Annotated in this window: 10 protein-coding genes and 1 rRNA gene; 10 read left to right on the forward strand and 1 reads right to left on the reverse strand. The window is 61.2% G+C overall.

Annotated elements, in window-relative coordinates:
• Positions 1-138 precede the first annotated feature (138 nt).
• The gene (locus HY962_09320) at positions 139-1,395 is read left to right on the forward strand and encodes a patatin-like phospholipase family protein (GenBank protein MBI5647124.1); all 1,257 of its coding nucleotides are present in this window, start codon (positions 139-141) and stop codon (positions 1,393-1,395) included.
• On the forward strand, positions 1,392-3,569 hold the full coding sequence (locus tag HY962_09325; GenBank protein MBI5647125.1) for a hypothetical protein: 2,178 nt from the start codon (positions 1,392-1,394) through the stop codon (positions 3,567-3,569). Before HY962_09320 ends, HY962_09325 begins: the two co-directional genes overlap by 4 nt.
• A 15-nt stretch (positions 3,570-3,584) precedes the next feature.
• Here HY962_09325 and HY962_09330 read toward each other — a convergent pair whose 3' ends face one another.
• Positions 3,585-4,781, reverse strand: a complete 1,197-nt coding sequence (locus HY962_09330) for an ATP-binding protein (protein ID MBI5647126.1) — start codon at positions 4,779-4,781, stop codon at positions 3,585-3,587.
• 271 nt (positions 4,782-5,052) lie between these two features.
• On the opposite strand from HY962_09330, the gene HY962_09335 reads away from it, so the two are divergent.
• From HY962_09335 to HY962_09370, 8 genes are all read left to right on the forward strand, one after another.
• On the forward strand, positions 5,053-6,366 hold the full coding sequence (locus tag HY962_09335) for a pyridoxal phosphate-dependent aminotransferase (GenBank protein ID MBI5647127.1): 1,314 nt from the start codon (positions 5,053-5,055) through the stop codon (positions 6,364-6,366).
• Between the two features lie 186 nt (positions 6,367-6,552).
• Positions 6,553-7,284, forward strand: a complete 732-nt coding sequence (locus HY962_09340) for a dienelactone hydrolase family protein (GenBank protein MBI5647128.1) — start codon at positions 6,553-6,555, stop codon at positions 7,282-7,284.
• Between the two features lie 25 nt (positions 7,285-7,309).
• Positions 7,310-8,311: a D-glycero-beta-D-manno-heptose-7-phosphate kinase gene (gene rfaE1 / locus HY962_09345; protein MBI5647129.1), complete on the forward strand. Its 1,002-nt coding sequence runs from the start codon at positions 7,310-7,312 to the stop codon at positions 8,309-8,311.
• The gene (rfaE2, locus tag HY962_09350) at positions 8,311-8,790 is read left to right on the forward strand and encodes a D-glycero-beta-D-manno-heptose 1-phosphate adenylyltransferase (protein ID MBI5647130.1); all 480 of its coding nucleotides are present in this window, start codon (positions 8,311-8,313) and stop codon (positions 8,788-8,790) included. Before rfaE1 ends, rfaE2 begins: the two co-directional genes overlap by 1 nt.
• A 37-nt stretch (positions 8,791-8,827) precedes the next feature.
• Complete coding sequence (locus HY962_09355; GenBank protein ID MBI5647131.1) at positions 8,828-13,375, forward strand: translocation/assembly module TamB domain-containing protein; 4,548 nt, start codon at positions 8,828-8,830, stop codon at positions 13,373-13,375.
• 22 nt (positions 13,376-13,397) lie between these two features.
• The gene (rnr, locus tag HY962_09360; GenBank protein ID MBI5647132.1) at positions 13,398-15,344 is read left to right on the forward strand and encodes a ribonuclease R; all 1,947 of its coding nucleotides are present in this window, start codon (positions 13,398-13,400) and stop codon (positions 15,342-15,344) included.
• Positions 15,341-16,090 carry a type III pantothenate kinase gene (locus HY962_09365; GenBank protein ID MBI5647133.1) on the forward strand — a complete coding sequence of 250 codons (750 nt, stop codon included), beginning with the start codon at positions 15,341-15,343 and terminating at the stop codon, positions 16,088-16,090. Before rnr ends, HY962_09365 begins: the two co-directional genes overlap by 4 nt.
• Positions 16,091-16,379: 289 nt before the next feature.
• Positions 16,380-17,345, forward strand: a 16S ribosomal RNA gene (locus HY962_09370); the annotation flags it as partial.

Here is a 17,345-nt window from a genome sequence, read left to right on the forward strand (position 1 = left end):
ATGGTTTGCATGTGTACGCACATGTCCGTGCCTTGTGAATTCGCCGGCGTTCACACACATTGTCGTGGTCGCAGCGCCTGATATCGGTCTCGATCGCCGGACGGACGCGGCAGAGCTACCACAGAACGGGAATAGACCATGCCGGACCTTTCGCGTTTGTATTCCGATCCCACTCTCCAATCACTTCGTGCGGAATGCGCCGCAGTGACCACCGGGACTGCAGTGTCCGATGTGGTTGAATATCGCGACGGCCGCACGCTTCAATACGTGGATCTTGTGATGGAAGGCGGCGGCATGCTGGGCATCGCGCTACTGGGCTATGTGCACGCGCTCGAATCCGCCGGGATCCGCTTCCTGTCGGTCGGAGGCGCATCGGCGGGATCCATCCTGTCGCTGCTGCTTGCCGCCTGCGCCGATCGCGGCGAGGAGAAAACGCCTGGGCTTGTCGATGCGGTGTTCGGCATGAACCTCGCCTCGTTTGTTGACGGCGACGACGATGCGCGCGATGTGAGTCTGCTCCTCGCGCGGGCGGACGTGGGCCGCCTCGAGGCCGTGTGGAAGGGTCTGCAAGTCATCGACAACATCACGGGGGATATCGGGTTGAATCCGGGCGACGCCTTTTGTGACTGGCTCGACAGGTTGCTGCGCGGATACGGGACCCCGACACTCGCGGATCTTGAAACGCGGCTGCAGCGGAATCCGGCGAACCTCTCGCTGCGCGGCACCGGTGAATCACTCGCGGGCATCCGGAGCGAACTGGGCATTGTGGCGGCGGATCTGAGCACCGAGACCAAGGCCGTGTTCCCTGCCATGGCGCCATTGTACTGGGCCGATCCGCAGCGTGTCTCCCCGGCGTTGTTTGTGCGTGCCTCGATGTCGATCCCTTTTTTCTTTCTCCCGTTCCGCGTGCACGGTGTCTCGAAGATTCCCGACGTAGCCGCCCGCTGGTCGCATATCGCCTCGTATGAAGGTGAGATTCCCGATACAACCGTGTTCGCCGACGGCGGACTCATGTCCAACTTCCCGATCTCCCTCTTCCATGCGCCCGGTGTGCCAGTCGCGCCGACGTTCGGTGTGAAACTCGGCGCCCGCGGTCGCCGTGTGCATGAGAGCATCTCGCCGCTCTCCTACGGCGCGAACCTGTTTAACGCCATGCGCCACTACGCCGATTTCGATTTCATCGCGCGCAATCCGGACTACAAACACCTCCTCGGATACATCGACACCCGCGGTCACAACTGGCTCAATTTTTTTATGGGCGAGGAAGAAAAGTGGACGCTGTTCCGGAAGGGCATGACCGCCGGACTTTCCTTCCTGCGTTCGTTCAAATGGGAGGAGTACAAACAGGTCCGCGCAGACCTCGAAGCCCGCAAGTCGGAGGGCAGGGAATCGTGAGTCTAAAAGCCCCTGTTCCACGTGATGGAAAAGCGAGAACCTCCGACGCGAAGCCGTTGCTTCGCCTGCCGCGTGTTGTGGGCATACTCCTCGCGGTTGCGACGCTCGTGCGCGTCGCTGCGTTGTTTACTCCGCCAACATGGCCTCTCTGGGGTTTCGATTATGTGGCATTTCTGCCGTCCCGCGGCATCGCTGTCGTCCTCGTCTTGTTCCCGCTCGTACTGCTCATCCCACGTGTCAATCACTTCGTGACAGGACTGCTCGACGCATCATCACGCGGGCGGCGGAGCGACGGCGCATATTTTTTTCTCGTCATCGCCGCGCTCGCGCTCGGAAGCTCCTTGTCACTGCCCGTGGCGTACCCATTCCTCGGTGATGGGGCGTTGTATATCACGGAAGTGTTCCGATCATCAATCAGTGAGGCCGGACAGAGCAGCCTTGTCAAACCGAGCGCCTGGTTGAGCGGGCATGTTGTCATGCTTGTTTCACATATGCTCGATCCGGAACAGCTTTCCCTTCCGTATCGGGTCGTGTCCGCGTCGGCTCTGATTCTGACCATCGGCGCGTTGTGGTATTTTCTTCGAGCCGAGCCGCGTCGAACAATGCTCCTGTATACCACGGCCGCGCTCGCGACACCGGCGACGCTCGTATTCTTTGGCTATGTCGAACTGTACGCGATACCCTACGCCCTGACCGTCACGTATTTGCTTTCCCTCCGGGCGCTGTTTCTGGGACGAGTGCATGCGCTTGTCCCCGCGGTGATCCTCGCGCTGGGTATCATGACGGGAGCGTCGCTGGTGGTATTTATTCCGGCGTACATCATGGTCCTTTTGGAACGGTCCCGGTTTCTCTCGGACAGTCGTCGGCGCAAACACGCGGCCGTCGCGGTAGAGTCTCTTCTCCTCGCCGCCGCGGTGATTCTCGTCCTGCTGACGCCACGAACGCCGCAGCTCCAGCCATATGTGCTCGCACTGTCGTCCTCGCTCCCGGCGGCTGTTGCCACGGGAGGGGTCCATCCATCATATGCGATCGCAGATTGGAGTCACTTGCTCGACGTGACAAACGTGTTGTTCTTTCTACTCGGTCCGGCAGTGCTTCTGGGACTCGGTCGCTTTCTCATCGCTCGAAAGACGGATGCGGCCACAACACAGTCGACGTATTATCAGCGTGTGCTGGTGACCGGCACGTATCTTTTTATTCTCTGCGCGAATGCCGTCTTCGGGTGGGCGCGCGATTGGGATATGGCTGTCATTCCCGTAACGGGAGTAATATTTGTATGGGCCGGAAGTTTGGAGCAGGCATTTGCGCGCGACTCAAAACAGCTCACGATGTTCTCCGTCGTCTTCGCGGCGCTCGCACTGTCGATGACCCTTCCGTGGATTATGCTGAATGCCGATGCGCAGGCGTCCGCAGCGCGCTTCGAGCGCATCGTGGAAAATAACAGCAGGCTCGTGACTCCGCATGCGACGTTCAACGGTCTCGAAAATCTCCGGAAATATTACACGCGTGAGCGGGATGGAGCGCGGACCCTTGGCGCGGTGAAAAAAATGATTGAGAATGGATGGGAGCGAAGCATCGCGTACCGTCACGTCTTCCCCCTCCTCGATGCCATGCCCTCGGGTGCGGAAAAGTGTGCGGCATTCGAATGGATGTTTTCGCGATTGGCGGGTGAACGGTCGTCACCCTTCTCGCGGCACGCGGGTGAGTTCGGCGAAAGGGAGTACAGGGAAATCGCGACACGGATGTTGCTGTTGGCTGTCGGAGAGGGCGAAGCGGAGCGCGCGGCGAAGTGGGCGGCGCGATTGCGGAGCATCATTCCCGCCTGGAAGGAGGAAGGATTCTACCGCGTGTTCACGGACGCGAATTCACCGCCGGCTGAACGTGCCGCAGTTGTGCGATCGAGCATGGATGCGCGCACCGCGGATCCGGTCTTGCTCGACCTCGCCGGGCAGGTGTTCGAAATGAACAACGAACCGCGGTTCGCCGCCGGGATATACGCGCAGGCACTGCGGGCCGATCCGGTCTCGATCCCCGCTCTGTACCTCAGTCTGGCTCGCGTATACGACACGCAACTGTCTCGTCCTGTGAGTGCCGACTCCGTTCTTGCGCTCTGTGTTTCGCGCTGTGTAAACACGCGCGAGGCCGCCGAGGCGCGGCGCTTACTCGGGCGTTGACGACTGGCCGCGTCCTCAGCTTTTCGCGATCCAATCTGTGACCGGCCGCATGAGAAAATCGTTCACCGGAATACCATCCGCTCCAACAAGCAACACTGCGTCCGTCCGGAATTGTTGACGGAAACGTGCGAGACCCGGAAGGACCTCGCGCGGGCGGCCACTTTTTACTTCTATGCCGATGAGCCGTCGGCGTGCATGGACGATGAAGTCCACCTCATGTATTCCGTCACGCCAGTAGTACAATTCGATCACTCCCGATGCGGCTGCATTCAGCAGATGTGCACCCACGGACGATTCGACCATACGGCCCCACAACGCGGGTTCCTTCCGTACATCCTGCAGCCGATACCCCGCGAGCGCCGTGGAGAGTGCGGTGTTGTAGACTTGAAGTTTCGGACTCGACGCGCGTCGGCGCACGGTTTCACCCGCCCACTTCTGCAGACCGCACACCATTCCCGATGCCGAGAGCAGCTCGAGATAGTGCGCGAGAGTTGTGGTGTTGCCCGCATCCTGCAATTGCCCGAGCATTTTTGTAAACGACAGTATCTGGCCCGAGTACATACATCCGAGCTCGAACACGCGGCGTAGCAACGCCGGTTTGTCGATGCGTGCGAGTTGGAATACGTCCCGCGAAATCGTGGTTTCGACCAGCGCGTTGCGAATGTAATCGCCCCATCTGTCCGGATCGTCGATGAGAGACGCAGCTCCGGGATAACCACCGTAACAAATGTATGTGTCCACATCCCACCCGAATGCGTCGCGCATTTCTCTTGCCGACCAGTGGGGGAGGTGCAGGATCTCGAACCTTCCAGCGAGACTCTCCGTCATTCCCTTTCGCAAGAGCAGCGGCGCCGATCCGAGCAGCACGACCCGCAGGGCTCGCCGTGCGTGCGTATCCTCATCCCACAGTCGTTTCACCGTCTCCGACCAGCCGTCGATTTTCTGCACCTCATCCAATACGAAGACACCGCCTCGCTTTCCCATCATGTGCCGTGCGATTTCCCATTGCTGGGCGATCCATACCCTGTTTTTCAGCTGCGGTTCGTCGGCGCTTGCGATATGAACGGGCATGGAAAGGCGCTCCGAAATCTGTCGCACCAGCGTGGTCTTTCCTACCTGCCGGGCGCCAGCCAGCACGAGCAGGAATCTGCGTGGCTCCAGAAGACGCGCCTTTAGCGTCTCCGCGTAAGGCCGGGTGTACTCCGCACTCATGTGTCAGGGTCCTCTCATTGGTGGGGCCGTTCGTCGCCGCGCCACCGACGCGGTACTGACGCCCGGCAAGAGGGTCGATTTTTACTCACAGCGTTGAGTATTTTTACTCAATGCTGTGAGTAAAAATACGCAGCGGTTACTCTCATGTCAAGTCCGGCGACAAGCCCGGTGTGCCCGCGATTGCGTCGGTCCGCGCTGTGTGATACTTTCGCGGGACAGGATTTCACCGCGCCACCATCCCCCCACGCACGTCCACACCGCGAGAACCTCCATGAATGCCATTCCCATCGACCGCGCGCTCGTGCAGCGCCAGCTTTCCGAAAACGGCCTCACCAACGTCGGGCGCGCCTCCATACGCGAGATCCGTACGCTGATCAACGGCATAGAACGCGATTCGGGTGTACACTTCGTACGCATGGAAATGGGCATTCCCGGACTTCCCGCGTCGCGCATCGGCATCGATGCCGAAAAAAAGGCGCTCGATGAAGGATGCGCGTCGTTTTATCCGAGCATCGAGGGTATCCCCGAATTGAAGCTCGAGATATCCCGCTTCGTGAAGCAGTTCATCGACATCGATGTTGATCCCGCCGGATGTATTCCGTGCACCGGATCCACGTCGGGAAGTTTTGTCACCTTCCTCGTGGCGGCGCGCATGGATCCCGCGAAAGACACCACGCTCTTTCTCGATCCGGGTTTCCCCGTGCACAAATCGCAATTGAAGGTGCTCGGTCTGAAGCAGATGAGTCTCGACGTGTACGAACATCGCGGGGCCAAACTGCGTGAGGCACTCGAGAACATCCTCTCGGCCGGGAACATCTCCTCGATCCTCTATTCGAATCCGAACAATCCCACGTGGATCTGTTTCACCGACGAGGAATTGCGCATCATCGGCGAACTCGCCACCAGGTACAAGGTGGTCGTGATGGAGGATCTCGCCTACTTCACCATGGACTTCCGCAAGGACTACTCCATACCCGGCCAGCCGCCTTTCCAGCCCTCGGTCGCAAAATACACCGACCGGTACGTGCTGCTCATCTCGAGTTCCAAGGCGTTCAGCTACGCGGGTCAGCGCGTGGGCATGATCGCCGTGTCGGATGCGCTTTTCCGCGAGGAGGCCGACGGCCTTCTGCGCTATTACACACGCGCGAGTTTCGGTCATTCGCTCGTGTACGGCGCGGCCTACGCAGTGTCGGCGGGTGTCACACATTCGAGCCAGTACGGACTCGCCGCAATGCTGCACGCGGTGAACACCGGCGCATACCGTTTTATCGACGATGTGAAGATTTACGGCGAACGCGCGCGCGTCATGAAAAAAATGTTTCTCGACAACGGCTTCCGCATCGTGTACGATACCGATGTCGATCAACCGATCGCCGACGGATTCTATTTCACCGTCGCGTACGGCGACCTGAGCGGTGAGGATCTGATCTTCGAATTCCTGCATTACGGCATCAGCGCCATCTCGCTCTCGAACACGGGCAGCGAACGCAGGGAGGGCATACGCGCCTGTGTCTCGCTGGTCGCCGACACGCAGCTCCCCGAACTCGAGGCCCGACTCCGTGCCTTCCATGCCGATCATCCCTGACGGACGCATACACGACTGAATCCGCAGCACACCGGCCACCTCCGGTGTGTTGTGTTTTTAGGAGAGCCGATTCGGTTCGTCCGTCCCGCGGGTCAGGATCACCGTGTCGAATTGAGCGGTGGATGCGGTTTTTTTGTATTTTATCACGATATGCGCGGAATTGTTTCAATATCTGCCGCACGCGTCGTGCCGTTCGCGGCGGCGCTCTGGGCCCTCCTTGCGCAGCCGCTCGCTGCGCAGACGCGCGCCGCTGTGCCACCACTGCGGGAGGTCCGGCATGTCGTGGACGGCGACACGATTCTTGTCGTCACCGCGCTGCCCGACACACAATCACCGCGACCGCTCGTCGTGGTGCTGCCCGACCGCTTCGGCATGCAGCCCGCCGTAGGCCGCATCGTGCAGGTGTTCGCCTCACAGGGCTTCCGCGCCTGCGCCATTCCGCTGCGCAGCGCTCCGACCCGCCCGGTCGCGGGACTGCCTGCGTGTGCACCCGACAGACGTGACATCCGAAGAATCTCCTCCGTTGTTGCCGATATGCTCGGCGATCCCGGGTGCAACGGCAAGGCGGCGCTGTGCGCCTTCGATGCCGGCGCGGGCCTGGGCGCTCTTGCCGCGGCGTCGCTGCCGCTGTTCCGCAGTTGCGCGTTTTTTTACCCCACGCCCGATTCGATGACCACGCGCGTCATCCCCGCGCTGCGCATGCCGGTCGTGCTGACCGTGTGTGAAGGTGACGCGGGAATGGCGGAGGTTGACCGTATCCGCGAATCGGCTCCCGAGCGCGACAGTAAACTCCGCATCACGGTGCTGCGCAACACGCGGCCCTTTTTCTTCAACAGCGCGCATCCCGCGTACGACAAAAAAACCATGAACCGCGCCTGGATCGAGACCATCGCGTTTTTCCACGGCACGCTCAAATAACAGCCCTGCGATTTCAGGACACTCCATGATTTTTTCCGCTGAACGATTAGAAGACATCTTCGCGCCGATGCGGCGCAAATTCATCGCCATCGTGGGCGACGTCATGCTCGACCGCTACATCTGGGGGCAGGTCTCGCGTATTTCACCCGAGGCGCCCGTGCCGGTGGTCGATGTGTTGCGCGAGAACAGCAATCTCGGCGGCGCCGCGAATGTCGCGCTCAACATCAAGAGTCTCGGCGCGATACCCGTGCTGATAGGCGCCATCGGCGACGACAACAACGGCCGCGAGCTGCAGCGCATCCTCCGCGAGGAGACCATCATCACCGACTTCCTCGTCACCGACACGGCGCGTCCCACCACGGTGAAGACACGTGTCATCGCGGGGCATCAGCACGTCGTGCGCATCGACCAGGAGGAGCGCACTCCCGTCAGCGATTCGGCGACACTGCGCATGCTCGACAAACTCGAGGAGCATCTCGGCTCGCTCGAGGGCATCATCCTGCAGGATTACAACAAGGGCGTCATCGGCGCCGACGTCATCGAGGGTGTTGTGCGCATCGCGGCGGGCCGCGGCATACCCGTGTTTGTGGATCCGAAATACCACAACTTCTTCAGCTACCGCGGTGTCGCCGTGTTCAAACCGAACAGGAAGGAAACCGAGGACGCTCTCGGTCTGCGGCTCCGCGACGAGGACGCCTTCCTCCAGGCCGCGCGCACGCTGCGCGAACGGCTCGGCTGCGAACATGTGCTGCTCACGCTGGGAGAACTCGGCATGCTGCTGCTGCAGAGCGACGGCTCAGTGACCCGCGTGCCGACGCGCGCCCGCAAAGTGGCCGACGTGTCGGGAGCCGGCGACACCGTCATCGCCACACTCGCCACGACCATGGCCTGCGGCGCCACCGTGTCCGAGGCCGCGCATCTCGCCAATCTCGCGGGCGGACTCGTCTGCGAAGAAGTCGGCATCGTGCCCGTCAATCTCGAGTCGCTGCTCGATGCCGCGACCGGCAAACTCGGGATCACCGACTGATGGGACGTCTCGTCGATCTCGACACCATGCGCGCCATACGCGACGGCCTTCGTCGCGAGAACCGCGCGCTCGTTTTTACGAACGGCGTCTTCGATATCATTCATCGCGGACATTGCGAGTACCTCGCCAAGGCCCGCGGGTGTGGCGACGCTCTCTGCGTCGGACTCAACACCGACGCCTCCGTGCGACGGTTGAAGGGCGAGAAAAAACCCATCGTGCCCGAGGACGACCGCGCCTACGTGCTCTCGCAGCTCGCGTGCGTCGACTACGTCACATTCTTCGACGAGGACACGCCGCGGGCGCTTATTCAGGCCCTGCTGCCGGACGTGCTCGTCAAGGGCGCGGACTATACGCTCGACGCCATCGTCGGCCGCGACGAGGTCGAGGCCGCGGGCGGCCGCGTGCTCACCATTGAACTCACGCCGGGACGGTCTTCGACGAACATCGTGCAGACCATCATTGACCGATTCTGTCCATAAAACGACCCGTGCGCCGAAGGCGAAGAAACGGCGATCCGTGCCTGTCAGGATCGTGCGCTTCTTCGCGATGAGCGGCATCGTGCTGGTCCTTCTCTTCGCCGGCCTCGTCGGTTTCACCGAGACACAGATGTTCCGCTCGCTCGCGCGCGATTTTATCGTCGAGAGCGTGGACTCGTCACTGTATGCCACGCTCGAGATCGGCGAGATCGAGGGCAACATTTTTTCCGGTTGGAAAATCTCGGATGTGCGTCTGAACGGCGCGACGGGACCCATCGTGTTTGTCCCGAGTCTCACCGTCCGCTACAACATTTTCACCATCCCGTGGAAACGCATCGAGATCAGCGAGGTGACGCTGTACGCGCCGCGAATCTCCGTCACCAGGGGCTTTTCCGGAAAATGGAATATCGAAGGGCTCGTCCGCGACACGAGCAGCACGCCTTCCGAGGGCGGTGCATTCGACTGGCGCATTATCCTGCGCAATCTCTCGATCGTTTCCGCGCAGGTGGTTGTGTGGGATTCGACCACATCGTTCGCCGCGACCGAATCCGTCTTCGACACGCGGCACATGTTCATCGGCAACATGGATATCGACATGGAGGCCGATATCGCACCGGCGTTGAAACGACTGTCCATCGACAACATCAGCTTCCGGAATTTCACCAACGGTGTATCGCTGCAATCCCTCTCGGGCGACATCGAGGTGGGCAGGACCGGCGCGGCCGTCAGCGGACTCGCAGTGCGCACCGACCGTTCGAACTTTCTGCTCACCGCGCATTTCACGGGGGCGGATCCGCTGTCCGACACCGCGTTCACCAACCTCGCGCAGCGCGAATTCGGCGTCGACCTGACTGCACCTGCGGTGGATACGCGCGACATCCAGTACTTCCTTCCCTCCTTGTCCTTCCTCGGTGACGCGCCCGCGCTGCGGCTCTCCGCCTCGGGATCGCTGCGGCATCTCACCATCCCCGTGCTCGAGATACGCGCGCGCGAAACAGCCCTGACCATGCGCGGCGAGCTGCGCGATATCGATCGCGGCGCGGACCTGCGGCTCGATGTAATGCTCGACGGCTCCGTGGTACAGGGACGAGATATCAACACACTCGTGCCGGGTTTTGGACTGCCGGACTATTCCGGGATCGGCACGGCCACCTTCCGCACCTTGCGCTATAACGGCACGCCGCTCGCATTTCATGCGGAGCTGGATCTCGAATCGGACGCGGGCGCCGTGTCGGGCACGGCCGACATGGACATCAACAAACCCGAAATCGAATACGCCTACGATATCACGACCCGCGGCCTCGACCTCGCGCGGCTGCTGCAGATGCCCCTGCTGTCGTCGTCGCTCACGTTGCGGGCCGCGTTGCGAGGTCGTGGCTTCACACCAGGACGCATGTTCGCCGATGCGGTGGTGACCGCCGACACGTCGCGCTACCAGCGGTATCGTACCGATTCACTTGCCGCGACACTGACCGTGAGGCCCGACACCCTGCGTTTCGACGCGCGCACGGCTCTCGGCCGCAGCACGCTCGCCGTCGGCGCGGCGCTCCGTTTCACGGGCGACAGCGTCATGGCCTTTCATCTCGACCTCGACGCGCGCGCGCTCGATTTGGCCATGGCTCTCGACGACGACAAACTCGCGAGCAATCTGACGTTCCATCTCAATGCCGACGGCAACGGCCTCGATCCCTCGAGCGCGTCCGCCCGCGCGAAACTCTCCATGGCGGCGTCGACCTTCGCCGGCACCGCATATGACGCCGATACAATGCGTGTCGAGCTGGATCAGCGCGATCCCGCGCACCGGTTGCTTCATGTTGGAACACGCTACGCCGATTTTGACGCGCGCGGCCGATTCGATCTGCCACGCTTTATCAGCGACGTGTCCGTCCGTTCGGATTCGATCGTCTCGGGATTGCGCGAGTACCGCCTCGGTGTCGACAGCACCGCGATTGCCGCGGCGCTCCCCGCCCCGCCGACAACCCGCGCGCGCCGTGCCGCCGGCCGTGCGCGGCTCCCCGTCGTGGTGCCCGATACCGCGTCGTACATGGATGCAAAACTCACTCTCCGCCTAAAGGAGACGGATCCCATAGCGCGACATCTGGGAGCCGAATTGCTGATGGTGCACGGCAGCTATGAGGGCACTGTGCGCGGCGGAGCGAACCGCTTCGATCTCGACGGCTCACTGAAAATCTCAGATCTGTACTATGTGGATACGAGTCTCGATGCAATGGCCGCGGGCATACGCGTCGATTTCGGACTCAACGACCTGCGCCGTGCGGAACCCCTGCGCACTGTGAAGATGGACCTGCGCGCCGCCGCGCAGGAGATTTCGATCGGCGGCTTTCTCGCCAGCTCCGTCGGCCTGCGCGTGCAGATGTCCGAGGGCATCCCGCGCTTCCAGATGCGCGGTCGTATGGATACGACGTTGAGTGTGCTCCTCGAAGGTTCGGCGCGCAAGGGTGACAATGCGTACGACATCACCGTGCCGTCGCTGCAGCTCGTGTGGATGCAACGCGAGTGGCGCAACGCGGCGCCGATCCGGCTGCTGATCGATTCGGGCTCCATCGGCGTGCAGTCGTTCGAGATGGATCGGCTCGGCACGCGGATCTCGCTCGCGGGCACCCGCAGTTTTACAGGCGCGAACAATCTGGCCTTGCATGTCGACGGCCTGCGGCTCTCGGATGTGGACTCGCTGCTCCTGTCGGCAGGAGGGGATTTTGAGCGCGGACAATTCTCCGGTGATGCAGTTGTTGATGTGCGCGTGCTCGGCACCGACGACGCGCCCGAACTCGCCGCGGAATTTTTTGTCCGCAACCTGGCGTACGACAACATGACCTTCGAAACCTTCCGCGCCGAGGCGACCTATACGCCGTCCGTGCTGGAGGTGTTTTCGGAACTGAACGCGGCGCCGCGTCAGGGGCCCCGCCGTCCCGTCTTTTCCGCTTCCGGATCGTTGCCCATACACCTGTCCTTCGGCGATACGCGCGACGTCGACGTCCTGGGCGCGGCCAATCTGCATGTGAGCATGCGCGAGTTTCCGCTCGCGCTCACCGAGAAGTTCATCGGGCTCTTCTCTCCCCTCGAAGGCACCGCGAACGCCGAAATCGACATCGTGGGAAATGCCGACACGCTTGCATACGACGGGGTGCTGACGGTGAACGACGCGCGCGGGCGGCTTGTGATGAACAACATGTACTATGGCTTGTCGCTGAAGGTGGAACCGCGCGGCAATACCCTTCATGTGCGCGAACTCACGCTGCGCAACGATCCCGACGACTGGAACCGCGGCTCGATGACGGCGGCCGGTACCATCACGATGGACGGCTTCCGCCTCGCGGGCATCGCGATGAACGTCGACGGGCGGCTCAAGGTGCTACGCCGCGAATCGCGAAGCGCGCTCAAGGCCGTGTACGGCGATCTCTATGTGACCACCGGCACAAAACCGCTGCGATATGTGGCCGACGAGAACCGCGCGCGCATCGAAGGCAACCTCGACGTACTCGAAGGCAACCTCACGTATGCCAGCGACAATGGCGACCGGCGCGACGGGAACAACCTCAACATCCGCTACGTCGATGTCGACGATGTCGCCAAGCAGAAGGAGGCCTCGCTCTCGCAGTCGCGAAAGAGCGGGGGAGGAAGTCTGTTCGGACGCAGCTTGGAGCAAAGACGGAGCGATTCGCTCGCGGCGGCACGGCGCGCGCTCTCGACCGATCTCGCGTACGACATCTCCGTCTCCACGGCGGGCGTGCTCCGCATACTCATGCCCTTCAGCGCGAATCTGCAGATGGAACTGAACGCGGCGCTCAATATCGAACAGTTGCGGCTGACGAGTGCGCTGGGAGCGGGCAAATTCAACGGCACGGTGTCGCTCGGACCCGACTCGTACTACAAGATGTTCGGAACGCAGTTCAGCGCAAGCGGCTCTTTGGTGTTCATCGGCGATCCGCAGAATCCCGACCTGAATCTGCGCGCTCTCTACACCGATTATCATGTCGACAGGGTCACCGGCGAGCGCCGCAGGGTGTACGTCATCATCACCATCACCGGCAACCGCGTGCAGCCGAACATCGCGTGGGATATGCGCTGGGATTCGCCCGAGAGCCAGCAGCGTCCGCGTGCCGGCGACGTGCAGTCCGACGCCTTCTCGTTTATACTGCTCGGCCTGTTCACCGACGAACTCACGACCGCCGACCGCGGACGCATCATCGACCAGGCCGATAAAATTGCAAACGCCGTGGCATCGTCCGTCGCATCAAGCGCCGCGTCCGAGTTTTTACGCAAGGCGGGCCTCCAGAGCGTGCTCCAGCGTGTCGAGATAAGCGGCCTCGGGACGCAGGATGCGCGCGTCAAGGCCACGAGCGGCATCGGCCGCGTGCTGCTGACCTACGACGGCAAGATCAACAATCTGGGCAGCGGCGACATCTCCTTCGAAATTCCGATGGGCACGTTCTTCCCCGATCTCGGCATCGGGAACATGATCATACAGGCCTCGAGAAAAACCTCGACCACGGGCGTCGAAACGACAAGCACCGGGCAGGAATCCGCCGTCTACGAGCTGAAATTGCTGTACAGGTTTTCCTTTTAATCCCAGGGCGGAGCGTTCTCCCATGAAATCGCACGATCTCTCACGGCGCGTCGCCGAATTTCTTGAGCGCAATCCGCGTCGCTCGTACAAGACCAAGGAACTCGCCCGCGCGCTCCATCTTCCCAAACAGGGTGAACAGTACCAGGCCCTCAAGGCGGTGTTACGCGCGCTGCTGGAGGAAGGCCGTGTCGTTCGTGCGGAGGGCCGCGCGTGGATGGTCCGCGCGGACGAGGGTACCGCGCCGGCCGAAGCCGATGCTCCGCGCGAAGTCGTCGGCACGGTGCGTCTCCATCGAAACCGTTACATCGTGCAGCCCGATGGGAAACGGCAGCAGGGCGAAGTGCTTGTCGCCAAGCGCGACCTCGGCGGCGCCGTCGAGGGCGACAAGGTGGTTGTGACTCTGACGGATGATTCGCGCTTCGAACCCGAGGGCGTCGTGTCGGAAGTGCTCGGTCGCCGCGGCCAGCCCCGCACCGAGATGGCCGCCCTCGCGCGACGCTTTGGATTGACGCTTCATTTTCCCACCTCGGTCGAGAGCGAGACGCGCGCGATACCCGACACGATTCCCGACGAGGAAATCGCGCGACGGGTCGATCTGCGCGACCGTGTTGTGTTTACCATCGATCCTGAGGACGCGAAGGATTTCGACGACGCCGTGTCCATCGAAACCGATGCGCAGGGAAACACTGTCCTTGGCGTACATATCGCCGATGTGAGCCACTATGTGACGCAGGATTCCGCCCTCGATCACGAAGCCCTCAAACGCGGCACCAGCGTGTATCTCGTCGATGGTGTCATCCCGATGCTGCCCGAGCGGCTCTCGAATCAACTGTGCAGCCTGCAGCAGGACAGGGACCGCCTCGCGTATTCGGTGTTCATGACCCTCACGCCGAAGGGTGTTGTGACGGCTCAGGAGATACACAAGACCGTGATCCGCTCGCGCAGGCGCTTCACGTACGAGGACGCCCAGCGTGTCATCGACACGGGCAAGGGCGACTGCGCCGCCGAGCTTGCGCAGCTCGACGCGCTGACGCGCATGCTTACGCGCAAGCGTTTGCGCGAAGGCTCGATCGACTTCAACATGCCCGAGGTGAAATTCGTCTTTGGACCCGGCGGCGAGGTGCTCGACATCGTCGCAAAACCGCGCCTGCAGAGCATGCGCCTGATAGAGGAGTGTATGCTGCTCGCGAACCGCACAGTTGCGGGCGCCCTGCGGTCGATGGGCGTGCGCGGCTCGCAACTGCCGTTTCTATACCGCGTGCACGACCTGCCGGATCCCGAGAAGGTGCGCGAACTCGTCGAGTTTATCCGGCATCTTGGCCTCGAGGTCAAGCTCGATTCCACCTCCTCGAAATCCTTTCAGCGGATGATCGAGGCGGTGGCGGGGAAGGACGAGGAGGCGGTAGTACAGGACGTGACCATCCGCTCCATGGCCAAGGCCGTGTACAGCGAGAAAAACATCGGGCACTTCGGACTCGGCTTCGCGCTCTACACACATTTCACCTCGCCGATACGGCGGTATCCGGATCTGATCGTGCACCGTCTGCTCCATGAATATCAGAGTGGCGCGGCGGAGCAGGCGCGCCGCGGCTACGAGAAACGCATCGCGGATATCGCGCGTCATTCATCCGAGCGCGAACGCCTCGCGGTGGAGGCCGAACGCGAGTCGGTGAAAATCAAGCAGGTCGAATACATGCGGCGGCACGTGGGCGATTCCTTCGACGCCATCGTGAGCGGCGTGACATCCTACGGGCTGTATGTGGAGATCATTTCGACACTCGTGGAGGGTCTTGTGCATATCCGCGCGATGGATGACGACTATTACGAGTTTGATGCCAGGAAAAAATCTCTCATCGGCAGGAGGCGGGGACGCCGGTACCGTCTCGGCGATCATGTGCGCGTGCAGGTTGTGCGCGTCGATCCGGTCGACCGCCAGATCGACTTCATACTCGAGGAGGAAAAGGAGTGAGCACGCGGCGCATCGTTGTGGTCGCGGGGAATACCCGCACGCGTGTGGCGCTTTTGCAGGGCTTGGACGTGGAAATGGAATGCGGCCCGATTCCGACACGGCTCCTGACGGAAACGTCGCTCCAGGAGTCCCTGAACGCCATTCGCGGGCACGGTGCGCGGGACGTTGTGCTCTGCTCGGTGGTTCCGGCGGCGGACGAGCACATCAAGGCGTATTGTGCGCATCAGGGATTCTCCTGCACGAAGGTCCGTTCCTCCGATGTCCGCGGGATGGTCATACGGTATGAGCCGCCGGATGGTCTGGGTGCGGATCGTTTGTGTGGTCTGCTAGGACTGCGTGTCCGCTACGGCTCGCCCTCGATGTTTATCGATTGCGGAACCGCAACGACGGTGAACATTCTCGACGCGCGCGGTGATTTCGGCGGCGGATGCATTTTTCCCGGAGTGGCGGCGAGCCTGCGCGCGCTGCATACGGATACGGCGCTGTTGCCGGCGTTGGAGCCGGAGGCAGGCACGCCGGAGTTCCCCGCGTTCAGCACGCGCGACTCGCTGCGTGCGGGCGCGTACTGGAGCGCCGCGTGGGCGCTCGAGGGAATGATCAGGCATGCGCGGGAGCGGCATGGAGAGGCCGTGCGTGTCGTGTTGACAGGGGGCGGAGCGTCCGCGCTGCGTCCGGCATTGCGTGCCGCGATAATAGAGGACCAGCAGCTCCTTTTTATTGGCGCGGCGGTTTTTTGCGGCGCGTGAACGCGCGCGCGCGGGCGGAGCGGGGAGCGGCTCCCGAAGAATTTTCTCACGCGGTCCTTGCAAAACGGAAAAAAAGGGCTATATTGCTGGTCCCTCTCAAGCGGGCGTAAAAACAGCGACACGAAAAAAGTTTTCACAAACGCTTGACTTCGGGAAAAAGAAGTGTTACCTTTGTAATCCCTTTACGAAAGGGCGCTGCAAAAAGAAGCAGCAAGTTCTTTGAAAAGTGTTTGTGTATAGCCAACGTCATGTTGAGTTTTTACTTGAACTCAAAGTTGTGAACTAAAATTTTACAACGGAGAGTTTGATCCTGGCTCAGGACGAACGCTGGCGGCGTGCTTAACACATGCAAGTCGACGACGTTTGCGTAGCAATATGCAAGCGGAGTGGCGCACGGGTGCGTAACACGTATGTAACCTGCCTTTTGCTCGGGAATAACACCTCCAACGAGGTGCTAATACCCGATGATGCAGCGGCACCGCATGGTGACAGTTGTTAAAGTTTCGACGGCAAAAGATGGACATGCGTCTGATTAGCTTGTTGGCGGGGTAACGGCCCACCAAGGCAATGATCAGTAGCTGGTCTGAGAGGATGATCAGCCACACTGGGACTGAGACACGGCCCAGACTCCTACGGGAGGCAGCAGTGAGGAATATTGCGCAATGGACGAAAGTCTGACGCAGCAACGCCGCGTGCGGGATGAAGGCCCTTTGGGTCGTAAACCGCTGTAGCAGGGGAAAAATATCCGCCTCGGGCGGATTGATGGTACCCTGAAAGTAAGCCTCGGCTAACTACGTGCCAGCAGCCGCGGTAATACGTAGGAGGCAAGCGTTGTCCGGATTTACTGGGTGTAAAGGGTCCGCAGGCGGGCATCTAAGTCGGTGGTGAAATCCTTCAGCTTAACTGAAGAGCTGCCTCCGATACTGGATGTCTTGAATACGGTAGAGGGTGACGGAATTCCAGGTGTAGCGGTGAAATGCTTAGATATCTGGAAGAACACCAGTTGCGAAGGCTGTTGCCTGGACCGTTATTGACTCTCATGGACGAAAGCGTGGGGATCAAACAGGATTAGATACCCTGGTAGTCCACGCTGTAAACGATGTATACTCGGTGTTGGCCCGCAAGGGTCGGTGCCTAAGCTAACGCAGTAAGTATCCCACCTGGGAAGTACGATCGCAAGGTTGAAACTCAAAGGAATTGACGGGGGCCCGCACAAGCAGTGGAGCATGTGGTTTAATTCGATGCAACGCGAAGA

This window comes from Ignavibacteriota bacterium, assembly GCA_016218045.1.
Taxonomy (GTDB): Bacteria; Bacteroidota; Ignavibacteria; order SZUA-365; family SZUA-365; genus JACRFB01.

What these genes read in the sequence shown, in the direction of transcription:
- HY962_09320 (MBI5647124.1), top strand. Translation starts at nt 139, where the DNA reads ATGCCGGACCTTTCGCGTTTGTATTCCGATCCCACTCTCCAATCACTT.
- HY962_09330 (MBI5647126.1), bottom strand. Translation starts at nt 4,781, where the DNA reads ATGAGTGCGGAGTACACCCGGCCTTACGCGGAGACGCTAAAGGCGCGT.
- HY962_09335 (MBI5647127.1), top strand. Translation starts at nt 5,053, where the DNA reads ATGAATGCCATTCCCATCGACCGCGCGCTCGTGCAGCGCCAGCTTTCC.
- rfaE1 (MBI5647129.1), top strand. Translation starts at nt 7,310, where the DNA reads ATGATTTTTTCCGCTGAACGATTAGAAGACATCTTCGCGCCGATGCGG.
- rfaE2 (MBI5647130.1), top strand. Translation starts at nt 8,311, where the DNA reads ATGGGACGTCTCGTCGATCTCGACACCATGCGCGCCATACGCGACGGC.
- rnr (MBI5647132.1), top strand. Translation starts at nt 13,398, where the DNA reads ATGAAATCGCACGATCTCTCACGGCGCGTCGCCGAATTTCTTGAGCGC.